Source organism: Mesorhizobium sp. M7A.F.Ca.US.005.03.2.1 (genome assembly GCF_003997795.1).
Classification (GTDB): Bacteria; Pseudomonadota; Alphaproteobacteria; order Rhizobiales; family Rhizobiaceae; genus Mesorhizobium; species Mesorhizobium ciceri.
Map to the genome: position 1 here is coordinate 1 of NZ_RZRP01001216.1, position 1374 is coordinate 1374.

At 62.7% G+C, this 1374-nt stretch carries 1 protein-coding gene and 1 pseudogene; both read right to left on the minus strand.

The window, feature by feature from the left end:
* Positions 1 to 891: BMP family protein (locus EN991_RS36400; protein ID WP_164769670.1), on the minus strand; the 891-nt coding region annotated here is incomplete at its 3' end.
* Between the two features lie 143 nt (positions 892 to 1034).
* Positions 1035 to 1374, minus strand: a pseudogene (locus EN991_RS36405) (3-oxoadipyl-CoA thiolase); the annotation flags it as partial.

The window sequence follows — 1374 nt, forward strand, 5'->3', positions numbered from 1 at the left end:
GCCCTTGGCCATGCGCGAGAAGTCGCCATAGTCCTGCGCGGTGAAGACGCCGGCCTTGACCAGCTTGATCGCCTGTTCGACCGTCGGATACATGTCCCAGACCGGGCCGGTGATGACCGTATCCGGGCCGAGACTCGATTGGTCGGACATGTTGGAGATGGCAAGGATCTTCTTGTCGACCGCCGCTTCGATGACACCGAAGCGCTCGGCATAGATGACGTCGACACCGGCGTCGATCTGCGCGACCGCCGCTTCCTTGGCCTTGGGCGGATCGAAGAAAGAGCCGATGAAGGCGACCTTCTTCTTGATGTTCGGGTTGACCTCCTTGGCACCGGCGAAGAAGGCGTTGACCAGCCGGTTCACTTCCGGAATGCCCATCGCCGCGACAGCGCCGATCGTGCCCGACTTCGACATCTTGCCGGCGATCATGCCTGAGAGATAGGCGGGTTCATGGATCCAGTTGTCGAAAACGCCGAAATTCGGTTCTGCGGGCCCAGCACCGGAGCCGAACAGCCAGGCGGTCTTCGGGAACTGCTTGGCGGTGCGGCGCGACTCACGCTCGGCGGCGAAGGCATCACCCAGCACCAGCTGGTAGCCGCCTTGCGCGTATTCGCGCATGACGCGGCTGAAATCGGCGGTCTGCACCTTCTCCGACCATTTGTATTCGATGCCGAGTTCCTTCTCGGCCTTCTGCAGGGCGACATGGATCTGGTTGTCCCATGGCTCCTCGATCGGCGTGGCGAAGATCGCCGCCACCTTCAGTTTCTTGTCCTTGCCGAAGGCAGCGCCCGGCAGCATTGCCGCAGCCAGGCCAAGCGCGCCCAACTCCAGCACATTGCGCCGCGAAAGCCCTTCGCGTGCGGATTGAAATCTGTTCTTTCGGTTTTCCATTGTATTCCCCTCTGTTCGACAGCCGTGTCGAGCCGGCTGTTCTAAAAATCAGACGAGGAACTATGGAACGGGTCCGGACTTTTGTCCACGTGGTCAAATTTGACCGCACCGGATTCTCGAAGTCAGCCGGAGAGACTTGCCGATCAGACCCGTTCCAGCGCGATCGCGATGCCCTGGCCGACGCCGATGCACATGGTGGCAAGCGCATACCGGCCGCCGCGCTCGCGAAGCTCCAGCGCCGCCGTGCCGGATATGCGGGCGCCCGACATGCCCAGGGGATGGCCGAGCGCGATGGCGCCGCCATTCGGGTTGACGTGTTCGGCGTCCTCGGCAATGCCGAGCTGGCGCAGCACGGCGATGCCTTGCGAGGCAAAGGCTTCGTTGAGCTCGATGACGTCGAACTGTTTTGGCGTCAGGCCAAGCCGCGCGCAGAGTTTTTGCGTCGCCGGCACCGGGCCGATGCCCATGATGCGCGGCTTGGCC